General features: G+C 69.9%; 22 protein-coding genes. 5 read left to right on the top strand and 17 right to left on the bottom strand.

Features of this window, described 5'->3' with window-relative positions; genetic code table 11:
* Positions 1–33 precede the first annotated feature (33 nt).
* From ku to H9L17_RS13635, 11 genes are all read right to left on the bottom strand, one after another.
* Positions 34–945: a non-homologous end joining protein Ku gene (gene ku / locus H9L17_RS13685; protein ID WP_187569971.1), complete on the bottom strand. Its 912-nt coding sequence runs from the start codon at positions 943–945 to the stop codon at positions 34–36.
* Positions 946–967: 22 nt separating this feature from the next.
* The gene (locus H9L17_RS13680; RefSeq protein WP_187569970.1) at positions 968–1,954 is read right to left on the bottom strand and encodes an SDR family oxidoreductase; all 987 of its coding nucleotides are present in this window, start codon (positions 1,952–1,954) and stop codon (positions 968–970) included.
* A gap of 107 nt (positions 1,955–2,061) precedes the next feature.
* Positions 2,062–2,643 (bottom strand): RES family NAD+ phosphorylase, encoded by a 582-nt coding sequence (locus H9L17_RS13675; protein ID WP_187569969.1) that lies wholly within the window; start codon positions 2,641–2,643, stop codon positions 2,062–2,064.
* 46 nt (positions 2,644–2,689) lie between these two features.
* Positions 2,690–2,866: a hypothetical protein gene (locus H9L17_RS13670; protein ID WP_187569968.1), complete on the bottom strand. Its 177-nt coding sequence runs from the start codon at positions 2,864–2,866 to the stop codon at positions 2,690–2,692.
* Between the two features lie 268 nt (positions 2,867–3,134).
* A complete protein-coding gene (locus tag H9L17_RS13665; RefSeq protein ID WP_246455232.1) occupies positions 3,135–3,761 on the bottom strand; it encodes a DUF4142 domain-containing protein in 627 nt (208 codons plus the stop codon).
* Between the two features lie 57 nt (positions 3,762–3,818).
* Positions 3,819–5,186 carry a BON domain-containing protein gene (locus tag H9L17_RS13660; RefSeq protein WP_187569966.1) on the bottom strand — a complete coding sequence of 456 codons (1,368 nt, stop codon included), beginning with the start codon at positions 5,184–5,186 and terminating at the stop codon, positions 3,819–3,821.
* A gap of 146 nt (positions 5,187–5,332) precedes the next feature.
* Positions 5,333–5,563: a hypothetical protein gene (locus H9L17_RS13655; RefSeq protein ID WP_187569965.1), complete on the bottom strand. Its 231-nt coding sequence runs from the start codon at positions 5,561–5,563 to the stop codon at positions 5,333–5,335.
* A complete protein-coding gene (locus H9L17_RS13650) occupies positions 5,545–6,882 on the bottom strand; it encodes a sigma-54-dependent transcriptional regulator (protein ID WP_187569964.1) in 1,338 nt (445 codons plus the stop codon). Before H9L17_RS13650 ends, H9L17_RS13655 begins: the two co-directional genes overlap by 19 nt.
* A 59-nt stretch (positions 6,883–6,941) precedes the next feature.
* Complete coding sequence (locus H9L17_RS13645) at positions 6,942–7,313, bottom strand: response regulator (protein WP_187569963.1); 372 nt, start codon at positions 7,311–7,313, stop codon at positions 6,942–6,944.
* On the bottom strand, positions 7,291–8,892 hold the full coding sequence (locus H9L17_RS13640; RefSeq protein WP_187569962.1) for a sensor histidine kinase: 1,602 nt from the start codon (positions 8,890–8,892) through the stop codon (positions 7,291–7,293). Before H9L17_RS13640 ends, H9L17_RS13645 begins: the two co-directional genes overlap by 23 nt.
* Complete coding sequence (locus H9L17_RS13635) at positions 8,889–9,251, bottom strand: ANTAR domain-containing protein (RefSeq protein ID WP_187569961.1); 363 nt, start codon at positions 9,249–9,251, stop codon at positions 8,889–8,891. Before H9L17_RS13635 ends, H9L17_RS13640 begins: the two co-directional genes overlap by 4 nt.
* Before the next feature lie 254 nt (positions 9,252–9,505).
* Here H9L17_RS13635 and H9L17_RS13630 point away from each other — a divergent pair, with 254 nt between their 5' ends.
* Both H9L17_RS13630 and H9L17_RS13625 read left to right on the top strand, forming a co-directional pair.
* Positions 9,506–11,170, top strand: a complete 1,665-nt coding sequence (locus H9L17_RS13630) for an ABC1 kinase family protein (protein WP_187569960.1) — start codon at positions 9,506–9,508, stop codon at positions 11,168–11,170.
* Positions 11,171–11,193: 23 nt separating this feature from the next.
* Entirely contained in the window at positions 11,194–11,847 is a 654-nt protein-coding gene (locus H9L17_RS13625; RefSeq protein ID WP_187569959.1) for a DUF6766 family protein, read from the top strand.
* A 127-nt stretch (positions 11,848–11,974) separates the two neighbouring features.
* Here H9L17_RS13625 and ligD read toward each other — a convergent pair whose 3' ends face one another.
* Entirely contained in the window at positions 11,975–14,488 is a 2,514-nt protein-coding gene (gene ligD, locus H9L17_RS13620; protein ID WP_187569958.1) for a DNA ligase D, read from the bottom strand.
* A gap of 13 nt (positions 14,489–14,501) precedes the next feature.
* Positions 14,502–15,104 (bottom strand): DUF892 family protein, encoded by a 603-nt coding sequence (locus tag H9L17_RS13615; protein ID WP_187569957.1) that lies wholly within the window; start codon positions 15,102–15,104, stop codon positions 14,502–14,504.
* 314 nt (positions 15,105–15,418) lie between these two features.
* Between H9L17_RS13615 and H9L17_RS13610 the strand changes: the two genes are divergently transcribed.
* Positions 15,419–15,850: a CBS domain-containing protein gene (locus H9L17_RS13610; RefSeq protein WP_187569956.1), complete on the top strand. Its 432-nt coding sequence runs from the start codon at positions 15,419–15,421 to the stop codon at positions 15,848–15,850.
* A gap of 226 nt (positions 15,851–16,076) precedes the next feature.
* On the opposite strand, the gene H9L17_RS13605 is transcribed toward H9L17_RS13610, so the two are convergent.
* Together H9L17_RS13605 and H9L17_RS13600 are read right to left on the bottom strand one after the other, a co-directional pair.
* A complete protein-coding gene (locus H9L17_RS13605) occupies positions 16,077–16,382 on the bottom strand; it encodes a hypothetical protein (RefSeq protein ID WP_187569955.1) in 306 nt (101 codons plus the stop codon).
* Between the two features lie 61 nt (positions 16,383–16,443).
* On the bottom strand, positions 16,444–16,617 hold the full coding sequence (locus H9L17_RS13600) for a hypothetical protein (protein WP_187569954.1): 174 nt from the start codon (positions 16,615–16,617) through the stop codon (positions 16,444–16,446).
* 230 nt (positions 16,618–16,847) lie between these two features.
* On the opposite strand from H9L17_RS13600, the gene H9L17_RS13595 reads away from it, so the two are divergent.
* Both H9L17_RS13595 and H9L17_RS13590 read left to right on the top strand, forming a co-directional pair.
* On the top strand, positions 16,848–17,345 hold the full coding sequence (locus H9L17_RS13595; protein ID WP_187569953.1) for a hypothetical protein: 498 nt from the start codon (positions 16,848–16,850) through the stop codon (positions 17,343–17,345).
* A 31-nt stretch (positions 17,346–17,376) separates the two neighbouring features.
* The gene (locus tag H9L17_RS13590) at positions 17,377–18,180 is read left to right on the top strand and encodes an alpha/beta hydrolase family protein (RefSeq protein WP_187569952.1); all 804 of its coding nucleotides are present in this window, start codon (positions 17,377–17,379) and stop codon (positions 18,178–18,180) included.
* A gap of 11 nt (positions 18,181–18,191) precedes the next feature.
* Here the strand turns inward: H9L17_RS13590 and otsA are convergent, their stop codons facing one another.
* Positions 18,192–19,574, bottom strand: coding sequence for an alpha,alpha-trehalose-phosphate synthase (UDP-forming) (gene otsA, locus H9L17_RS13585; RefSeq protein WP_187571980.1), 1,383 nt, complete (start codon positions 19,572–19,574; stop codon positions 18,192–18,194).
* A complete protein-coding gene (locus H9L17_RS13580; protein ID WP_425507428.1) occupies positions 19,571–21,346 on the bottom strand; it encodes a glycoside hydrolase family 15 protein in 1,776 nt (591 codons plus the stop codon). The genes otsA and H9L17_RS13580 overlap by 4 nt, the downstream gene beginning before the upstream one ends.
* Positions 21,347–21,359: the final 13 nt, after the last annotated feature.

The raw sequence follows: 21,359 nt of genomic DNA, 5'->3' as shown, positions 1-21,359 counted from the left end.
ACGCCCGAACGCGCGGGCGACCATCGCGCAACCTCAGCGCGCCGACTTCGCCTTCTTCACCGCGCGCTTGGTCGCCGCTTTCGACTTCTTTGCCGCCGGCTTCTTCTCCGCCGTTTTCGCGGCGGCCTTGCGCGCCGGCGTCCGCCGCTTGGCGTCGATGCTCTGCTGCAGCAGCGACATGAAATCGACCACGTTGGTCGCGGCGTCCTCGCGCAGCGCGGGTTCTTCCAGCGACCTGCGGACCTTGCCGCCCTTGGCCTTGATGCGCTTCTCGATCACCTTGTGCAGGCGGGCGCGGAACTCGTCCTTGTAACCGGCCGGCTTCCAGTCGCTTTCCATCGAGGCGATCAGCGCCTCGGCCATCTGCATCTCGCGCTGGCTGACGCGGTAGTCGCCGGCCTGCCCCGCCGGCAGCGCGTAGTCGCCGATATCCACCAGCTCCTGCGGGTAGCGCATCATCACCAAGAGCAGCGCGTCGCCCTGCGGCAGCACCGCGCACAGGTGCTCGCGGCTGCGCACGACGACCCGGGCGATGCCGAGCCGGCCGGTATTCTTCAGCGTCTCGCGCAGCAGCACGTAGCCCTTCTCCGCCTTCTTCGCCGGCACCAGCACATAGGGCTTCTCGAAGTACTGCGGGCCGATCGCCTCGGCGTCGACGAAGGCTTCGACCTCGATCGCGTCGTGACTTTCCGGCGCGGCCGAGCGGATGTCCTCCTGCTCCAGCACCACGTAGCTGCCCTTGTCGTACTCGAACGCCTTGACCACGTCCTTCCACGGCACTTCCTCGCCGGTTTCGGCGTTGACGCGCTCGTAGCGGATCGGCGACTTGTCGCGCGCGTCCAGCATGCGGAAGGACAGGTCGGTGCCGCGCGTACCCGGCATCAGCTGCACCGGGATGTTGAGCAGGCCGAAGGACAGGGTGCCGGACCAGATCGGGCGCGCCATCGTCGTCTCCGTTGTGGCGGAATCAGCCGCGCGGCCCGCCCATCACCGGCAGGATCACGCCGTTGACGTAGGAGGCGGTGACCGGCGAAGCGAGGAACACGTAGGCGGGGGAAATCTCTTCCGGCTGCGCGGGGCGGCCCATGTCGCTGTCCTCGCCGAACTTCGCCACGTCTTTCGCGGGTTTGTCGGCGGGATTGAGCGGCGTCCACACCGGGCCCGGCGCCACGCAGTTGACCCGGATGCCGCGCTCCAGCAGGTGGCTGGCCAGCGACTTGGTCCAGGCGTGGATGGCGCCCTTGGTCGCCGAATAGTCCAGCAGCTTCGGGCTGCCGAACAGCGCCGTTTCCGAGCCCGTATTGATGATGCTGCCGCCGCGGCGCATGTGCGGGATCGCCGCGCGCGCCATGTGGAAGTAGCCGGCGATGTTGGTCTGCAGGGTTTCCTGCAGGCGCTCGTCGTCGATGTCCTCGATGCGCTCGGCGTGCAGCTGGAAGGCGGCGTTGTTGACCAGCACGTCGATCTTCCCGAACGCCTCTCGCGCCTGCGCGACCGCGCGTTCGCAGAAGCCGCTGTCGCACACGTCACCGGCGATAGCGAGGCAGCGCCGGCCTTCGGCCTCGACCGCCGCGCGGGTGAGTTCGGCGTCCTCGTGTTCGCTCAGATACAGGATGGCGACGTCGGCGCCTTCGCGCGCGAACAGCACTGCCACCGCGCGGCCGATGCCGGAGTCGCCGCCGGTGACCAGCGTGGTCATGCCCTCCAGCTTGCCGCTACCGCGGTAGGCCGGGGCCTGCCAGCGCGGCTGCAGTTCGAGATCGGCTTCCTTACCCGGCTTGCGCAGATGCTGCGCCGGCAGCGGATTCTGCGGCTGCTTGCGGGCACCGGCCTGCACCGCCTTCTTGGCGGCGCCCTTCTTCTTTTCCTTCGTGGGCGCGGCGTCCGCCTTGTTCTGCAGCTTGCGCTGGCGGCGCGCGGTCTTGGCTCCTGAAGTCGTCATCGGCGGCGTCATCCGTTCGTCCGTTGCGATGAAGGTGCCCGATGGCGCGTGAAGGAGGCGTCCTGCATCCGCATCGGTCCATGTGGTCACGCAGCGGATCGAACCGGCATCGACCGCACCTAGATGCGGATGCGTTCGTCCACGGTCATCGGCAGCAGCCGGATCACGGCGAGGCGGTCGAAATGTTCGTGTTCGGGATTGATGAGGAGGTTGCATTCGTCCGGGCAGAGCGCGCTTGGCACGCGCAGCGCCAGCGATTTCCGGTTCCGGTGCCAGGCGTCGCCGATGGCCTGGATCTGCGGGCGATAAGGCCGCTGGTTCCAGTCCTCCAGCAGTTCGCCCTGCACCAGCACGTCCTCGACCGGGAGGCTGGCGACGGCCAGCGTCAGCGCCTCCGGCGTTTTGCCTTCCAGGTGCGCCATGAACTCCAGCATTGCGCCGGCCGGCGACAGCGAAGCGTAGATGCTGGGCGCGTCCTTCGATGTCCAGCGTCCTTCAGCGGCGCTGGCGGCGCCGCTGAAGGCCTGGTCGGTCTTCCAGTCCTCGACGATGCGATAGACATGGAGCCTGCCGTCCCTGGCGTCGTCTCCGCGTTCGGGCAGGACATCGTTCGACGCCGTGGCCGTGGCCGACGTCGTGAATGCCGGCGGATCGCTCGCCGGGAAGCTGTCGTCCAATGCTTCGTCCAATTTCCTGTTCATGGCCTGCCGTTCCGGGAAGACGATTCCGTGCTGCGTCGATGCCGCTTCAGCGGCTGCTGCCGCGCTTGCCGCTGTCGCCACTCTTGTTCCTGTTGTCGTCCGAACGCGAGCCGGCGCTGCGCGACGACGAACCGGAACGCTCGCTGGCACCGGCCTGCTTGCCGCCGTGGCGCTTGTCGTTGTCGGTGTACTGATTCTTGCCGGTGGGGTTGTTGGTAGGCATGTCCTTGCTCCTTGTTGTTCGATCAATGGCCCGGCTCGCGCAGGGCATCCGGTTTCATGCAGATTCCGGGCCACCTTGAAGCGCATGGCCCGATGCGGTTTTCAGCCTGTCGTGGATCGCCGCGATGCGAAAAAAACGGCGGGGCTGTGAAACATCTGCACGGCTCGGCGCGCACATCCGGTCATGATCCGCACCACCCGTTGCGCCTGCCGCGAAACATCCCTTGCCTTCCGCGAGCGGAAGGCAAGGGAAATTGGCGGCACGAAAATCACGGCTGCTCCGTCGGCGACGAACCCGCATCGCGTGGCGTCCCGGTGTCGGCGACCGGCGGCGACGCCGGGGACGACGCACCGCCCCGCAACCGTTCGATGGCATCGCGGTGGCTGCGCAGGGCCGGCAGCGCGTCCGCCGCGAGACGGCGGGCCTGATCGGTGCCGCCGCCATTGGCGGCCGCCTCGAAGCGCGCGATCGACTGATCGTGCGACGTCGCCATGTGATCCAGCCAGGCCTCGTCGAAGGCGTCGCCGCGCAGGGCGCGCAGGCGCGCGTCCTCGTCGCGCTGCTGGGCCGTGGGCGCGGGATCGCCGGACATGCCGGAGGCGTCGCGAAGCTTCCTGTTGAGCGCTTCATGATCGCGCGCCAGCATGTCGGCCAGCGCCTTCACGTCGGCGGACTTGGCTTGGCCGCGGGCGTACTCGGCCAGCGCCATTTCGGCGGCGCCGCTCTGCAAGGCTTCGCTGTAGAACGAGGCGTCGGTGCCCGTCTGCGCCGCATTGGCCCCGTCGGACGCCTGCGCGTCCGACGGGGCATCCCGTGCCGATGCCATGGCTTCATCGTTCGCCTCGTCGCGCGGCTGGCAGCCCGCCATCAATCCGACGGAGAAGGCGGCCAGCACCAGCAACCAGGGCGTTCGATGGGGCTTGCCGTGATGCATGTTCTTCATGGAAGTCCCCTAGTTCGCCTTGGTGGAGGACGAACCGGCGGCGCCGGTGCCGGACTCGGAAGAACGGCCTTCGGTTCGCGAGGAAGACGAAGAAGACGCGGACGCAGACGACGCTCCCGATGCCAGCCGGATGTCGTTCTGCACGTCGCGCACGCCGCTGCAGGCGTCGGCGATGTCTTCGGCGCAGTGCTTCTCCCAGCGCTCGTCCACGGTGCCGGTCAGGGTGACGGTGCCGTCCTTGACTTGGACCGTGATGCCCGAGGCGTCCACATGTTCGTCGTCCATCAGGCGTTCGTTCACGTCCTCGCGGATGCGGTCGTCGGTACGCGTGTAGCTGCGCGGGCCCAGGCCGCGGCGGCTTCCGAAATCGCGCTCCTGGCCGGAGCGGCCCTGTCCCTGGTAGCCGGAGCCTTGGCCACCGTACGGATAGGAGCTTTCGCGGCCGTAGCCGGACTGTCGCGAGCCACCCTGTTCATGGCGCGAACCGGACTGCTGGTGGCCGGCATCCTGCCCATAGGCGGCGCCGTACTGCCGACCCTGCTCATAGCCCGACTGCTGGTAGCTGCTGCCCTGCCCGTAACCGGAACCGGACTGCTGGTAACCGCCACTTTGGCCGTAGCCCGAGCCGGATTGCTGATAGCCGCCGCCGCGCTGTCCATAGCCGGAACCCGGTTGCTGATAGCCGCCACCCTGCTGCCCGTAACCCGAGCCGGACTGCCCGTATCCGGAACCGGACTGCCGGTAGCCGCCACCCTGTCCGTAACCCGAGCCGGATCGCCGATAACCACCGCCCTGCCCGTAACCCTGGTAATCGGAGGAACCGCCCATGCCGCGCATGTCGTCGAAGCGCTGGCCCTGATCGCCGCCGCTGCCGTAGGAGCCGCGCTGGCCCTGCCAGTCGCCATCGTTCCAGTCGCCGCGCTGCTGCGACTCGCGGCCATAGGTCCGCTCCGCCTCGTCCATGCCGTAACCGCCATGGCGAGCCTCGGCGCGCGAGGACTGTTCGTCGTAGGGATAGTCGTCGCGACCCAGCCCGTGTTCGCGCTTCGGCGCGTGCCGCTGCCCGTAGCTGCCGCGGGTCGCGTAGCCGGACTCGCCGGATTCGCCATAGCCCTGGCCTTCGCGCCCGTATTCCTGGTCGCGGCCCATGGTGTCGTTGGCGCGGCCCATGCTCTGGCGGTAGCCGCCCTGATTGCGCGCCTGCTGACGTCCGTTCTCGTGGTTGCGATCTTTCATTCTCGATGTCCTCATGTTGTCGAGCCAGTTGCCCGCCGCATGCACTGCGTGCGCGCCCAGCTCCCACGCTTCCTTCGCGACGGCCTTCAGTTCGCCGGTGCCGGTTGTCTTCGATTCCTCGCAAGTGCTGGAATTGCGCACGTTCGGTCTCCTCGTGTATGCGAATGGCGCGGGCGGTCCGGCCCGCTCCTTGATTCACGCAAGGTGCGTGCCACACGTAGCGATGCGGTTTGGCGCGCTTTTGGCACGTTGCGCGCGGGCAATTTCTTCCGCGCCGTGCAGTTCCGTCAGTCGGGCTTCGCCGGTACGGGCGCGATCGCCGCCGGGATGTCGAACAGGGTCCGGCACTGCACGCAGGCCTGCTCCGCGCGCGCCATGAAATCCGAGGCACGCACGGTGTCGCCGTCGGCCATCGCGTCCTTCGCCAGCGACAGCGACAGCTCGAGCACGTTCAAGGCGTTGCGGAGCGCGTGTTCGCGCTCCAGTGCTTCGGACAGGGTCAGGCCGCCGCGTCGCATCCCGGCCGGCCTTCCTCGGCCATGCGCGCAAGGTGGTTGTGCACCGTCCGCACGCTGATGCCCAGCGCGCGCGCCGCCGCGGTCTTGTCGTTGCCGAAGTGCGAGAGCGTCTTCAGCAGCATGCGGCGCTCCATCTCGGCCATGGTGGTGCCGATGTTGAAGACGATGCAGGTGTCGGTTTCCCGCAGCACCGGCGCCTGCGCGGCGGCCGGGCCGACCATTACCTGCGTGCCGGATTCCAGCAGGTAGGCGCGCTGCACCGCGCTGAGCAGTTCGCGCACGTTGCCCGGCCACAGATGCCGCAGCAGCGCCTTCTCGCAGGCGGGCGCCAGCCGCTTGCGCTGGCCGTAGCGGGCGTTGAGGCGATCAATGAAGGCGCGCGCGAGCAGGATCACGTCCTCTTCGCGTTCGCGCAGCGGCGGCATGTGGATGCTGATGTCGGCCAGCCGGTAGTAGAGGTCTTCGCGCAGCCGGCCTTCGGCGATCGCTTCCAGCGGATTGCGGTTGGTCGCCGCCACCACCCGCACCGGCGTGCGGATGCTTTCGGTGCCGCCGACGCGGGTGATGCAGCCGGTTTCCAGCACGCGCAGCAGATAGACCTGCAGCTGCGGCGGCATCTCGCCGATTTCGTCGAGGAACAGCGTGCCGTTCTCGGCCTGTTCGAACACGCCGACGTGCCGGTTCATGGCGCCGGTGAAGCTGCCGCGCTCGTGCCCGAACAGCTGGCTCGCCAGCAGTTCGCCGGGCACCGCGCCGCAGTTCAGGGCGACGAACGCGCCCTTGCTGCCGCCCGCTTCGTGCAGGGTCTGCGCGGCCAGTTCCTTGCCGGTGCCGCTCTCGCCGGTCAGCAGCACCGACACGTCGGTCGGCGCCACCCGCAGCAGCGTCGCCACCGCCTCGCGCAGCGCGCGCGAGCGACCAAGCAGGCCGGTCCGCATCAGCTGCCGGTCGGTCGCCACCGCGTGCGCGGCCTGTGCGGCCTCCTGGAACATCGCGGACAGCCGGTCCGGCGGCAGCGGCTTGAGCAGGTACTCCACCACCGGCTCCGACACCGCGCGGCGCGCGCTGTCCAGGCAGGGATGCCCGGTCAGGACGACGATCCTGCCCTGCTGGGCCAGGTCGATGTCCTGCAGCAGATCCAGTCCGGAGCCGTCGGGCAGGCGCAGGTCGAGCAGGATGAGATCCATCCGGGTCGCCAGCCTGGCCCTGGCGTCGGCCAGGGTGGAAGCGACGATGGCCTCGCATCCATGACGCGCGGCGAGTTCGGCTGCGCATTCCCCGAAGACAGGATCATCGTCGATGATCAGGATTCTCGCCATTGCTTCGACCATGGGGACGATTCTCCGCACGGGCGGGTTAAGCCCGCGTCCGGATTCGCTTATTTTGCTGAACCGCAGCCAAGCGCCGAGGCCACGAACGCGGCGGACACCGGCTTCTGCGTATAGGGCACGTGGCGGTAGCGCATCGCGATCGCGCTTTCGTCGTAGCCGGTGGCGAACAGGAACGGGATGTCCTTGGCGAGCAGGTAGTCGGCCAGCCCGTAGGTGATGCGGCCGCCCAGGTTCAGGTCCAGCACGACGCCGTCGACCTGTTCCGCGCGCTCGATGGCGGCGCGCGCGTCGGCTTCCGAGGCCACCGGCCCGAGCACGGTGACCCCCTCGCCTTCGAGCGCCGTCTTCAACTGGTAGGCGAGCACGTATTCGTCCTCGACGACCAGCACGTGGCAATTACTCCTGAACAGACTGACCATGGGCCGCTCCTGCGTCGATGGGAACCAGCAGCGTGCAGTGGACACCATCCTCCGTGAAGGCGTAGGTCGTCCTCGCGCCCAGCTGGTAGGGAAGCGCCTGTTCGATCAGCTCCCTTCCGAATCCCATCCGCGTCGCATCGCTGCCGCGGGGATGCGCCACCCGCTCGCGCCAGTCCACGAACAGCAGACGCGCGCGCTCCTCGCGGCGGATTTCCCAGCGCACCGTCAGTTCGCCGTCGCCGCCGGCGAGCGCGCCGTGCTTGAGCGCGTTGGTGGTCAGCTCGTGCAGCGCCAGCGCCAGGGTCTGCACGCTGGCATAGGGCAGCAGCACGCCCGGCCCGTCCAGGAACACGCGCCCTTCGTCGTCGTCGCCGATCAGCGCGCCGAGTTCCGCGTTCAGCAGTTCGTCGAACGACACCTTGCTGGCGTCCGGCATCCGCGACAGCAGGCCCTGCGCGCGCGCCAGCGCTTCCATCCGCTGGCCGAAGACCTCGCGGAACGCGCCCACGTCCGGATGTTCGTCCAGGGTGCGCTCGGCCAGCGCCCGCACCACCGCGATCAGGTTGCGGCTGCGGTGCTGCAGTTCGGACACCAGCAGCTGCAGGCGATCCGCGGTTTCCTTTTCCTCGGTGACGTCGCGGGCGATGCCGCCGATCCGGCGCACCTGCCCGCCGTCGTCGGTCAGCGGGAAGCCGGCGTCGCGGATCCAGCGCAGCGCGCCGTCGGTGGGGCGCAGGATGCGGTACTCGCGGGTCAGCCGCTCGCCGTTGCGGATCCGCTCCATACCGTCCTGCACCGCGGCCAGGTCCTCGTCGACGACCAGCGACCGCCAGCCGTCGGCGCCCTGCGCATGGCCCGCGCCGACGGTGCCGAAGATCGTCTCGAACGCCGCGCTCCGGAACTCGAACCGCATCGTTTCCGCGTTCCTGATCCAGAGCACGTCGGACGAGGCGCGGCTGAATTCGCGGAAGCGCTGCTCGCTGCCGCGCAGCGCCTCCTGCGCCTTCGCGCGCTCCACGTTCACCCAGGTCCGGTCGGCGGCGTCGCGCAGGATGTCCAGATCCAGCGCCTCCCAGCGCCGCGGCGCCGGATCGGCCGCGCACAGCGCCCCGACCAGCTGCCCGGCCTTCAGCACGCTGACGCTGGCGATCGCCACCAGCCCCAGCGACAGCATCGCCGCGCGTTCCTCGCCGCTCAGCGCGGTCTCCGCGCGCGCGTCGTAGACGACGAAATCGCGGCCGTGGGCCAACGCGTCCCGCGAGCCGGGCCAGTCGCCGCCGCCGTCGATGCCGCACAGGCTGGGCAATCCGTTCGATGCGTAGTCGAACAGGATGGCGCCGGCATGCTGGCCGGGATCGTAGGCGTAGTAGTAGACCCTGGCGACGCCGAGCCTGTTCGCGAGCAGTTCGCAGGTGGTGCGCTGCACGTCGACGGGATCGGACAGCGGCCGCAGCGCGTCGATCAGCGTCAGCAGGAACGCCTGGCGCCGCAGGTCGTGGTCCGGCGCGCGGGATGGCGGCCATGCCTCCCCGCCGGCGGCTCCGAGGAGCCCCGGCAGGTGTTCCGGGCGACCGTTCATGGCGCCTCGTGAATGGACGTGCAGCCGTTCAGGCCTTCTACCAGGTCCTGGATGCAGAAGGGCTTGGGCAGGCAGCGCGCGCGCGCAGAGGCCATGTCCATCGGCTGGTCGCAGGTCAGCAGGAACGGGATGCCCCACGCCTGTGCGGTTCTTGCGGCCAGTGCGGGATCCTGGTGGGAGCGCGTCCCCACCACCATCGCATCCGATCCTTCCGGCGCACGCATGCGTCCGGCCTCCGCCATGTCCGCGCAGACGTCGACGACCCGCGCGCCCGCCAGAATCAGCGCCTCCTCGAGGACGGAGGCCAGCGTCCTGTCGGGTTCCACCACGAGCACACGGAGTCCACGAAGATCGCGCATGAGCGTCCCATCCCTGCCGGTGAATCCCCTGTTCCTCATCATTCCACCAACCCCCGCCAGCATTCCGCGGCATTCCGTGCGGGGCTCGACGGGAATGCGAATCTTTTTCGCATTCATGCATTTTTTTCACTGTTGCCGGCGCGGACACGCACACAGGAAACGTTTGCCGGACCGTGCAGGAACTGCCGGCTCCATCGCGTCGACATGCCCGGCGTTCACGGCGTCTTCCCGCCGCGCGCGGCTCTACTGTGGCGATGAACGCGCAGCCTCTTCAAGACGCCCACGTCCAACCGCACGCACCGGCCACCGGCACGTTCTCGCGCGGCTGGCGGGTGGTGCGGTTCCTGTTCCGTTACTGGCGGCTGGGCGCGCTCGGCACCGGCAAGCCCGATCTGCCGGAGCCGCGGGCGGATGCGGTCGCGCAGGCCTTCGTCCGCGAACTGGAAGCCTTCGGCCCGGTCTTCGTGAAAATCGGTCAGGCGCTGTCCACCCGCGCCGAATGGCTGTCGCCCGCCGTGGTCCGCGCGCTCGGCCGGATGCGCGACGACGTCACCCCGCTGCCGTGGAGCCGCATCCAGCCGGCCATCGAAACCGCGCTGGGCGCGCCGCTGCCGATGCTGTTCCTGCGCATCGACCCGGTGCCGGTCGGCAGCGCCTCGCTGGCGCAGGTCTATCGCGCAACGCTGCACGACGGGCGCGAGGTCGCGGTCAAGGTGAAGCGTCCGGGCGCGGAGGCGGAGATGCTGCGCGACCTCGATCTGCTCGCGCGCATCGCCGCCTGGGCGGACCGCCTCACCCCGCTCGGCCGCCGGCTGCGCTTCCGCGACTGGATCGGCGAGTTCCGCCGCGGCCTCGAGGACGAACTCGACTACTGCGTCGAAGCCGACAACCAGCGGCGCTTCGCCGCGCACTTCCGCCGCTATCCCGGGCTGTGGGTGCCGCAGCCGATCCGCGGCCACACCTGCCGCGACGTGCTGACCATGGAGTTCGCGCACGGCCGCCACCTCGTCCCCGGCTGCGCCGATCCGGAAACCGGCGCGGCGCTGGTGGCCGCGCTGATCCGCGCCTACCTGGACCAGATCCTGCTGCACGGCGAGATCCATGCCGATCCGCATCCGGGCAATTTCCTGATCACCGCCGACGGCTGCCTGGCCGTGGTCGATCTGGGCCTGCTGGTGCCGGTCTCACCGGAACGGCAGGCGCGGCTGATGCGGATGTTCACCGCGCTGGTCGACGGCCGCGGCGAGGAAGTGGCCGACGAGACGGTGGCGATCGGCCTGCCGCTGCCCGGCTTCGACGCCGCGGGCTTCCGCCGCGACATCGCCCGCGTGGTGTCCGACTACGTGTCGCAGCACGCGCCCACCGAAGGCGACCTGCTGCTGGACATCGTCCGCCTCGCCGGGCGGCACGCGCTGCGCCCGCCGCCGGAGCTGAGCCTGCTCGGGCGCGCGCTGCTCGGGCTGGAGGCGGTGCGGCAGGCGCTGGCGCCGACGCTGGACGCGCGCCGGATCATGGAGGAGCACCTCACCGGCATCGCCGTCGAACGGGTCCGCGAATCGTTCGGGCGCAACCACGTGGCGATCGCCGCGCACGACCTGCACGCGATGGTGCGCGCCGCGCCGCGGCAGGTGGAGTCGCTGCTGTCGATCCTCGGCGAGAACCGGCTGCAGGTGCGGCTGACCGGGCTGGTGGAAACGCAGCTGGTGGAGAACCTGCAGAAGATCGCCAACCGCATCGCCGCCGGCGTGGTGGTGGCCGCGCTGATCCTCGCCTCGGCGCTGATGATGCGGGTCGGCGGCGGCGCGCGCCTGTTCGGCTATCCCGCGCTGGCGCTGGGGTTCTTCTTCGCCGCGACCCTGCTCGGCCTGTGGATCGTGATCGGCGCCTGGCTGCACGACCGCAGCGCGCCGCGGCCCTGATCGACCGGAGAGGAGACGGACGCATGCGCAAGGACACCTTCTGGATCCGGAACGGCCTGTCGCTGGTGCTGACGGCCTGCTTCCTGCTGCCGCTGGCCGGGCAGGCCTGGTTCGGGCACCGGCTCTACAACCAGCAGTTGATCGAGGACGGCGGGCAGGCCGTGTCGCTGCTCGCGTACCTGCACAGCGGGCATTTCGTCTCGGCGGTGTTCGAGAACTGGGAAAGCGAATTCCTGCAGATGGGCATGTACGTGCTGCTGACGGTGTCGCTGCGACAGAAGGGCTCGGCGGAATCGCGGCCGCTGGATCCGGCCGACGAGGAGCCGGAGATCGATCCGGGCGCGACGCCGTGGCCGGTGCGCAAGGGCGGCGTGTGGAAGACGCTGTACGGGCATTCGCTGGCGATCGCGTTCGGCCTGCTGTTCCTGCTCTCGTTCGTGCTGCACCTGTGCGGCAGCTGGCGCGACGATAACGTGGAGCGCGCGCTGAAAGGCGAGCTGCCGCTGACGCTGCCGGCCTATCTCGGCGAACCGCGCTTCTGGTTCGAGTCCTTGCAGAACTGGCAGAGCGAATTCCTCGCCGTGCTGGCGCTGGTGCTGCTGTCGATCTGGCTGCGGCAGAAGGATTCGCCGCAGAGCAAGCCGGTCGAGGCGCCGCATTCGCAGACCGGGACTTGAGGCGACGCTTTTTTTGACGCGGATCAACGCGGAAATACGCGGATCGGACGAATGCAAACGGCTATTGCCTGATCCGCCTTTTCCGCGTTGATCCGCGTCCAGATACCGAGCCAACCGGCTCCCGACATCAGCTACGCGCGTCGAGCCAGGACAGATCCTGCTTCACCTTGTCGATCCCTTCCCACGGATGCGCGCGCAGCCGCCGCATCCGCGCCGGCGCGTTGCGCAGGGTGAACTGCGCCGCGCTCTTCAACCGCCCCAGCTCCTCCCAGCGCAGCGGCATCGCCACCGGCGCGCCCGGCCGCGCGCGCAGCGAGAACGAGGCCACGCTGGTCGCGCCGCGGCCGTTGCGCAGGTAGTCCACGAAGATCCGGCCCTTGCGCAGCCGCTTGGACGCGGTGGCGAGGAACTTCAGCGGCTCCGAGGCGGCCAGCGCGTCGGCGAAGCCGTGCGCGAACGCCTTGGCCTGCTCCCACGGGCAGGCCGGCCGCAGCGGCACCACCACGTGCAGGCCCTTGCCGCCGGAGGTGCGCAGCCAGCTTTCGAGGTGCAGTTCCGCCAGCCGCGCGCGCACCGTGCGCGCCGCCGCGACCACCTCCTTCCACGGCACGTCCGGGCCGGGATCGAGATCGAACACGAGGCGGTCGGCCAGCTCGGGCGCGTCCGCCTTCGCGCCCCAGGGATGGAACTCCAGCGCATTGAACTGCACCAGTTCCATCAATGCGGCCTCGTCGCGCACCACCAGGTAGTCCTCCTGCTCGCCGGATTCCTCGCGCAGCCGGACGCTGTCCACGTGGCGCATCCCCGCGCCGTGATGCTTCTGGAAGAAGCAGGGCCGGCCCGCGCCCTGCGGGCAGCGCACGATCGACAGCGGCCGGCCGGCGATCTCCGGCAACAGCCAGCGCGCCATGGCGCGGTAGTAGTCGGCGATGTCCTGCTTGCGGATGCCGTCCTCGGGAAACACCACCCGCTCCGGATGGGTGATGGCGATGTCGTCCGCCGCTTCCGTCGCGTTCATGGCCCTGCCCTCGCTTGCGGCGCGTGCCGGCGCGCGGTCGCTGTCGCGCAGGTCGGACGCGGATTTGTCGGAGCGTACCGCCTTCAGCGACGCCTGCCGCAGCAGCCCGTTGCCGCCGATGCCGCGGTAGAACGCCTCGACCACGATCTCCGGCGCGACCCAGCGCGCGCGGCGCAGCTCCGGGTCGGGCACGTCCACCCGCGCGGTCGGCTCGCGCCGGCCTTCGCCCAATCGCTTCGCGAGCTGCAGCAGCAGCGCATCGCCGAAGCCGCTGCCCATCCGCCCGACGTAGCGCCAGCCGCGCCCCTCCGGCGCCGCCAGCAGCAGCGCGCCGATGCCGACGCGGCTGCCCTTCGGCGCGGTGTAGCCGACCACCGCGAATTCGTCGGCGAGCACATGCTTGGTCTTGCGCCATTCCGGCGAACGGCCCGTGTGATGGGCGCGGTCGGCGCGCTTGGACACGATGCCCTCGAAGCCCTGCTCGCGCGCCAGCTGCCAGGCGCGCTCGCCCTCGCCTGCGATGTGCGAGCTGTATGCCAGGTGCGGCGGCGGCGTGCCCAGCACGGCTTCCAGCAGCGCCTTGCGCGCGGCCAGCGGCGCGGCGGACACGTCCACGCCATCCAGGTGCAGCAGGTCGAACAGCACCAGCGACAGGCTGGCGTTCTTCTCGCCGGCCAGAGTCGCCTGCAGCAGGTTGAAGTCGTCCTTGGTGCCGCGGCCGGCGATCAGTTCGCCATCGAGCGCGGCGCTGTCCAGCTTCAGCGCCTCGACCGCGGCCACGATCTCCGGCAGCTTCGGCGTCCAGTCCAGCGCGTTGCGCGAATACAGCCGCGCCTTGCCGTCGACCACCGCGACCAGCAGGCGGTAGCCGTCCCACTTGAGCTCGTGCAGCCACTCCGGGCCCTGCGGCGGCGCGTCGCCGAGGCGCGCCAATTGCGGGGCGAAGAAGCCGCCGCGGAAGCGCGCTTTCTTCGCGCCCGGCAGTTGCAGCGCGCGCTTCGACCAGTCGCGCTTGCGCCGGGCCTTGGCCGGCGGCGCGGACGTCTTGCGCGCCTTCGCCGGCTTGCCCGCGCCGGCGCGCTTGACGTCTTCGGCCGGCGCCTTGGTGACGTCGCCGAGCAGATCGTCCGCCTCCAGCGTGCCGGCATGGCCGTCGCGGTCCTTGAACAGCAGCCACTGCACCTGCCGGCCCGGCTTGCCGGAACGCACCAGATGCCAGCCGCCCTTGAGCTTGTCGCCGAACAGCTCGAAGCGCAGATGGCCCTTGGCCAATTGCGCCTCGGCGTCGCCCTCGGTGGACCAGTAGCCCTGGTCGAAGCGCGCGACGTGGCCGCCGCCGTACTGGCCTTTCGGGATCTCGCCCTCGAAGCCGGCATAGGCCAGCGGATGGTCTTCGACCTCCACCGCCATCCGCTTGACCGCCGGGTCGTAGCTCGGCCCCTTCGGCACCGCCCAGCTCTTGAGCACGTTGCCGACCTGCAGGCGGAAGTCGTAGTGGCGGCGCGAGGCGTGGTGCAGCTGCACCACGAAGATCGCGCGCTTGCCGTGCGCGGCGGCGCGACCGGGCGCGGGTTCCCGCGTCTTCGAGAACTCGCGCTTGCGCCGGTAGTCGACGAGGCTCACGCCGCGCGCGTCGTCACATCATCTGGTCGCGCGCGTGCTCGGCGCGCGCCGCGCCGATCGCGGTCTGCACCTTCTTCACTTCCTCCGGCGGCGGCAGCACGGCCGGCATGCCGAGCGACTGGATCCACAGTTCGCGGCACCAGCCCTTGGTGTGGTAGAGGTGCTCGTCCTCCTCGTGCTCCACCGCTTCGACCGCCTGCTTCAGCACCTTCGCGCCGGCGCCGCCGGCCTCGGCGACCTTGCCGATCAGCTCCCAGTTCTGGTGGTCCTTGGTTTCCGCCAGCACCACGCATTCGGCGGCGACCAGCTCGGCACCGGCCGGATCGGCCTTCGCCATCGCCGACTCGATCGAGCCCACCAACGCCTTGCCGAGACCGGCCACCACCTCGCGGCCGGGGCTGGATTCCTCGGTATCCATGCCGAGTTCCGCGAACACGTTGGTCAGCACGCGCTCGTGGTTGCGCGTCTGTTCCAGGTAGTGCTCCCACTCCTTGCGCAGGTCGTCGTTCTGCGCCGCCTGCACGGCGGCGGTGTAGATCCGGATACCGCCGCGTTCCGTCTCCAGCGCCTGCAACAGCAATTCGTGGACCTGGCTGCTCTCGACCTTCTTGGCCATGGTGGATCTCCTCGTGGGGGGCGTCGTTCGTTGTAAAACGAGGCGCGTGTACGCGCGGTCAACGCGGCCGGGCTGTCGTCCAGTTGCGGGCCCGCGTCTCCGGTGTTGGCGCAAATACCGTGCCAGCCGTGAACGCCCGTCCCGGCGCCGTTCGCCCGCGCGCGGCCATGCATTGCCTGCATCGGCGCGCATCGATTACGCGCTTCCCCGCGCATCGCCGGACGCCCTGAAAGCGAGCGCGCCCAAGGGTTCCAGCGTTCACGTCGATGCAACCCGGGCTGCGCGATGCTGCACACCCCACAAGGAGGACACCCATGCAGACCGTCAGTTCCGTGATGACCCCGAATCCCGCCTGCTGCCGCATCGACACGCCGCTGCACGCGGTGGCGCGGCTGATGATCGACCACGATTGCGGCGGCATTCCCGTCGTCGACATGGACGGCAAGCCGCTGGGCTTCGTCACCGACCGCGACGTGGCGGTGCGCATCGTGGCCGCCGGCCGCTTCGACCAGAACACCGTCGCCGGCGACGCCATGAGCGCGCCGTGCAAGACGGTCAACGCCGACAGCAGCCTCTACGACTGCACCAATCTGATGGAGATCGAGAAGATCCGCCGGGTCGCGATCGTGGACGGCGACGGCAGGCTGTCCGGCATCGTCTCCATCGCCGACCTGGCCCGCGCCGGCAAGGACGCGGCCACCGCCGAAGTGGTCACGCACGTGTCCAAGCCGGGATTGCCGCACTGATCCGCCATGCGGAGCCTCCTTCGACGGAGGCTTCGCGCCACGCGGCAAGCGGTGCGCGCCGCATGCGCATCCGCTTTCCTCGTACAGATAAAAGCCCGCCACGCCTGGAGGCGTGGCGGGCGTCAGGTGCGGTCCCTGCACCTTGCGTGCGGCGAGGAGGCGGCGGCTTCCGTCGGGACAACCGCAACCGCACTATCCGGCGTTCCTTCGCCTGCGTTGCGCTGGGCTAACGTCCATCGTGATCCGCATCGCCGGGCATCGCCCGTTCCAGCTTGTGCCAGCCTTCGCGCACTGCATCCCTGGCTTCGGCCCAGGCCAGACGGCTCTTGGCCTTGGCCTGTTCCCAGCCCGATTCCAGATCGTTCTCGACGTCGTTCCAGCGGCGGCCGCGCAGTTCGCCGTAGCGGTCGTAGCCGTAGTGGTAGGCCGGCTCGTAGTCGTCCCAGCTCCGGCCGGACTTGTAATACGACGCGTCCTGATAAGTCGACCTGAACCCGTTCGTGTACTCGTCCCGCGAATACATGTCGTTCATTGCGGTCTCCGAGAAGTGAGCGCGCCGGGCGGAGGCGCGAGCGTCCGCCCGGCGCACGGCGTCAGCGGTTGTTGCGGTTGCCGTCGTCGTTCTTGCCGCGGCCTTCGGTGAACTGGCCCTGCGAATCGCGCTGCTGATCCGGGTTGCCCTGGCGGCCGGCGTGCATCTTGTCCTGCTGGTTCTTGTCGTCGCGGTCGTTCTTGCTGCCCTGCTGGTTGTTCTGCTGCTGTGCCATGGGAATGCTCCTTGACGTGGGGGAAGGACGGGACGTGCCCGTCCGCTTCCATGCAACCGCCGTTCCCGCCTGAAAACAAGCGGCCATGCGGCGTTCGGCGATCCGTTCCGTGCAAATGCTGCCGCAGCGGGAAAGCTTTTCCGACGCCGCGTCCGGAACCGCTTCGACTGACGCGCCCTTCACCGCGGCGGGCGCATGGTGCGGCTTCCCCCTGCGTGAGGAGGCGCGACATGAAGCATCGGCACGTGTACAGCACCCAGGAGATGGCGCATGCGCGCAAGGCGATCGCCGCGCTGCACATGCGCGGCATCGGCAACGACGCCATCTCGCTGGTGGCCCGCTCCGACGTCGAGATGGACCGCATCCCCGACACCTTGAAGGAAGCCGACACCGACTCGGTGCCCGCCGCCGTGCGCGGCATGGAACTCGGCGGCGCCACCGGCCTGCTGGCGGGCCTGGCGGCGGTGGCGTTCGCACCGTTCGGGGTCACCCTCGCCGGCGCGGTCGCCATCGGCGCGATGGGCGCGCTGGTGGGCGGCTGGTCGTCGGCGCTGATGGGCGCCGCGCTGCCCGATCCGGTGCGCCAGCAGTTCGACGACGAGATCCAGGCCGGTCGCGTGCTGGTGCTGGCCGACATCGAGGACGAGCAACTGCCCGCGCTGCGCGAGGCGATGGCCGAGGCCGGCGCGGCCGATCTGGACTACGTTTCGCCGGTGGGCGCGAAGTGACGTGAGCGCGGACGGCTCGCCGCATTCCGCAATGGACGTCAGGCTCGACCGGTTCTCGATCCTCGTCGAACAGGACGACGCGCTGCAGGCCACCCTGCTGGCGCCGAAGCCCGAGCTGCCCGGCATCCTGTTCGTGCACGGCTGGGGCGGCAATCAGGAGCAGGATCTCAGCCGCGCCCGCCAGGTCGCCGCGCTCGGCAGCGTGTGCCTGACCTTCGACCTGCGCGGGCACCGCGCCAACGCGGCGCGCAAGGACACCATCACCCGCGCGCAGAACCTGCAGGACCTGTGCGCCGCCTACGACTGGCTGGCCGCCCAGCCGCAGGTGGACGCGGGCGCGATCGCGCTGGTCGGGGTCAGCTACGGCGGCTACCTGGCCGCGCTGCTCTCGGCGATGCGGCCGGTGCGCTGGATGGCGCTGCGCTCGCCCGCGCTCTACCTCGACCGCGACTGGGACGTGCCGAAGGCGCGCCTGCACGACGACCCGGAACTGTTCCGCTACCGCCGCCGCGACGTCGCCGCCGCCGACAACCTGGCGCTGCGTGCCTGCTCCCGCTTCAAAGGCGACGCGCTGCTGGTGCAGGCGGAGCACGACGAGATCGTGCCGCAGCCCGTCATCGACAACTACGCGCGCGCGTTCTGCGCGGCGAAGTCGCTGACCCGCCGGCTGATTGCCGACGCCGACCACGGCTTCAGCGAGAAACCGGCGCAGCGCCAGTACACCAACGTGCTGGTGACCTGGATGACCGAGATGATCGTCGGCACGCGCGGCGCGATCGCCGCCGAGAAGGTGCGCGACGACAAGCAGCAGCGGCGCGCGCGCGGCAGCAACTAGGGAAAAACGCTTCAGCGCGAGGCCGGCGGCTCCGCCTGCAATGCGTCGAGGAAGCCCGCGCACCAGGCGTGGATGTCGTTGCGTTCGACCGGCCGCATCATCGCGTCCCAACGCTCGCGCCGCTCGGCCAGCGGCATCGCCGCGGCGCGCGCGAACGCGTCGGCGACGCCGTCGAGGTCGTAGGGGTTCACCAGCAGCGCGCCTTCCAGTTCGGCGGCGGCGCCGGCCAGCATCGACAGGATCAGCACGCCCGGATTCTGCGGGTCCTGCGAGGCGACGTATTCCTTCGCCACCAGGTTCATGCCGTCGCGCAGCGGCGTCACCACGCCGATCGACGCCATCCGGTAGAACCCGGTCAGGGTGGCGTGGCCGAAGTTGCGGTTGACGTAGCGCAGCGGCGTCCATTCTGGATCGGCGTGCAGGCCGTTGATGTGGCCGGCGATGCCTTCCAGCTGGTCGCGCAGCAGCCGGTACTCCTGCACCTCGCCGCGCGAGACCGGGGCGATCTGCAGGAAGGTCAGCCGGCCGCGATCTTCGGGATAGCGCTCCAGGTAGCGCGAGAATCCGCGGAAGCGTTCCGGCAGGCCCTTGGAATAGTCGAGGCGATCCACGCCGATGGCCAACTTGCGCCCGCCCAGGCTGGCCTGCAGCTTGCGCACCGCCGGCTTCGACGCCGCCGCGGCGGCGTGCTCGGCGATGCGCCGGGTGTCGATGCCGATGGGAAACGCGGCGACGCGCAGCGTGCGCCCGTCGGGCAGGCGCAGGTGGCCGTCGCCGGCCGGCGTGGCGCCGCCGAACAGGCGCGCGTAGCTGCGGAAGCGCTCGGCGTCGCGTTCGGTCTGGAAGCCGAGCAGATCGTGCGCGTATAGCGCGCCGAACAGGCGCGCGTGGTCGGGCAGCGAGGCGGCGATGTCGGCCGAGGGCATCGGCACGTGCAGGAAGAAGCCGATCCGGCAGCCGACGCCGCGCTCGCGCAGCAACGCAGCCAGCGGGATCAGGTGATAGTCGTGGATCCACACGGTGTCGTCGTCGCGCAGCAACGGCGCCAGCCGGTCGGCGAACAGCGCGTTGACGCGGTGGTAGCCGGCGCGGGTTTCGCGGGCGTAATCCACCAGGTCCAGCCGGAAATGCAGCAGCGGCCACAGCGTGCGGTTGGAGAAGCCGTTGTAGTAGGCGGCCACGTCCTGCCGCGACAGGTCGAGGGTGACGTAGCGGATGCCGCGCTCGGCCGCCTCGTGCAATTGCCCGCTGTCCTCGCGCACGGTCTTGCCGCTCCAGCCGAACCACAGCCCGCCGCGCGCCTCCAGCGCCGCCTGCAAGCCGACCGCGAGGCCGCCGGCCGCGCTCTCGCCGGGCAGCGCCACCCGGTTGGACACCACCACCAGCCGGCTCACAGCGCTTCCGTCCACGGCCGCGACAGCCGCATCGCCGCCATGATCAGGCCGACGTGCGAATACGCCTGCGGGAAGTTGCCCCAGGCCTCGCCGTCCTCGAACGCCATGTCCTCCGACAGCAGGCCGAGGTGATTGCGGCGGGCGAGGATGCGCTCGAACAATTGCCGCGCGTCCTCCTGCCGGCCGATCGCCGCCAGCGCGTCGATGTACCAGAACATGCAGATGGTGAAGCTGGTTTCCGGCACGCCGAAATCGTCCGGCGCGACGTAGCGGAACAGCCCCTCGCCGCGGCGCAGCTCGCGCCCGATCGCCTCCACCGTGGCGACGTAGCGCGGGTCGTCGGCCGGCAGCAGGCCGATGTCGGCGAGCAGCAGCAGCGAGGCGTCGAGGTAGGTGCTTTCGAACGAGGCGCTGAAGTGACCGGCGTCCTCCCGCCACGCGCGCTCCAGGGTCTTCTCGCGCACCCGCTCCGCGCGTTCGCGCCAGTACGCCGAGCGTTCGGCCAAGCCGAGCTTGGCCGCGACCCGCGCCAGCCGGTCGCAGGCCGCCCAGCACATCGCCGCAGTGTAGGTGTGCACTTCGGCGCGGCCGCGAAACTCCCACAGGCCGGCGTCGGGCACGTCGTGCAGCGCGAACGCGCGTTCGCCCAGCGGCTCCAGGCGGGCGAAGGTGCCGATGTCGCCGGGATCGACCAGCCGCTGATCGAAGAACAGCTGGGTGGTCGCCAGCACCACGCTGCCGTACACGTCGTGCTGCTTCTGCAGCCACGCCAGGTTGCCGCGCCGCACCGGAGCGACGCCGCGGTAGCCGGCCAGCGAGGCCACGTCCTCCTCGGTCAGTTCCTTCTCGAACGCGATCCCGTACAGCGGCTGCAGGCTGCCGTCGTGGGTGGCGATGTTGAAGATGTAGTGCAGGAACTGCTCCATGCTGCGGGTCGCGCCCAGCCGGTTGAGCACGCGCACCACGAAGCCGGCGTCGCGCAGCCAGCAGTAGCGGTAGTCCCAGTTGCGCGACGAGCCCGGCGCTTCCGGGATCGAGGTCGTCATCGCCGCGATGATCGCGCCGCTGTCCTCGTACTGGCACAGCTTGAGGGTAATCGCGCTGCGGATCACCGCCTCCTGCCACTCCAGCGGGATCGACAGGTAGCGCACCCATTCGCGCCAGTAGTCCAGCGTGCGGTTCACCGCCTCCTCGACATAGCCGTCGATCGAACGCGCCAGCGGTTCGTCCGGCCCCAGCACCAGATGCATGCGGTGGTTGAGCACGAACGGCAGGCCGTCGCGGACGAAGCGCAGCGGCGCGTCGGTGGTCAGCCGCAGGGTCATCTGCGGCAGCAGCCAGCGGACGTGGTTGCTGCCCCAAGTCGTCTCCGGCACGCGCGCGCCCCACTCCGCCAGCGGCCGCACCAGCACGCGGATGCGCGGCGCGCCCGCCAGCGGCGTGATCCGGCGGACCAGCGACACCGGCCGGTAGAAGCGCGCGTTCTGCCGCCAGCGCGGGGCGAAGTCGAGGATCTCCACCGAGCCGCCGCGGCTGTCGTGCAGCACCGTGCGCAGCACGGCGGTGTTGGGGATGTAGGCCTGCTCGGCGCGCTCGAAATCCTCCAGTTCGATGGCGAAGTCGCCGCCCGGGTGCTCGCGCGGCGACAGCAGCGCGCAGAAGGCGGGGTCGCCGTCGAACGCCGGCAGGCAGCCCCAGACCACCCGCGCCCGCGCGTCGATCAGCGCCGCGAAGCTGCCGTTGCCGACCACGCCCAAGTCGAGCGTCTGCATGCCGCCGTCGGCT

This window comes from Thermomonas brevis (genome assembly GCF_014395425.1).
Taxonomy (GTDB): domain Bacteria; phylum Pseudomonadota; class Gammaproteobacteria; order Xanthomonadales; family Xanthomonadaceae; genus Thermomonas; species Thermomonas brevis.
This window is presented reverse-complemented; position numbering and strand designations above follow the sequence as displayed.